This is a genomic window from Micromonospora chokoriensis (assembly GCF_000718555.1).
Lineage (GTDB): Bacteria > Actinomycetota > Actinomycetes > Mycobacteriales > Micromonosporaceae > Micromonospora > Micromonospora chokoriensis_B.
The window spans coordinates 1-266 of the sequence record NZ_JOAN01000055.1 but is presented as its reverse complement, the minus strand read 5'-3'; the positions used below and the strand labels follow the sequence as shown (position 1 = coordinate 266).

General features: G+C 63.5%; 1 protein-coding gene. It reads right to left on the bottom strand.

The annotated features are described in order from the left end of the window. On the bottom strand, positions 1–266 hold a 266-nt coding region (locus tag IF46_RS0132025), incomplete at both ends, for a C39 family peptidase (RefSeq protein ID WP_030492144.1).

Below are 266 nucleotides of genomic sequence, written 5' to 3'. Positions count from 1 at the left end.
CGTCGGTGTCGGTGGTGGTGCCGGCGATGTTGGCGACTACGGCGCGGCCGTCGTCGACGGTGCGCACGATGTCGGTGCGCAGGGTGTCGGTCTGCTTGGCGTCGGCGGTGGGGTTGCTGATCTCGACGCTGTGGTAGGCGTTGGCCTTGCCGGTTTCCTTGTTCAGTACCGGGGTGATGTCGTTGATGGAGTTGGTGCCGTTCTCGGTGGTGCCCATTTCCTTGGCCATGTCGTCGACGTTGATGTTCTTGCCCTGTACGGACAGG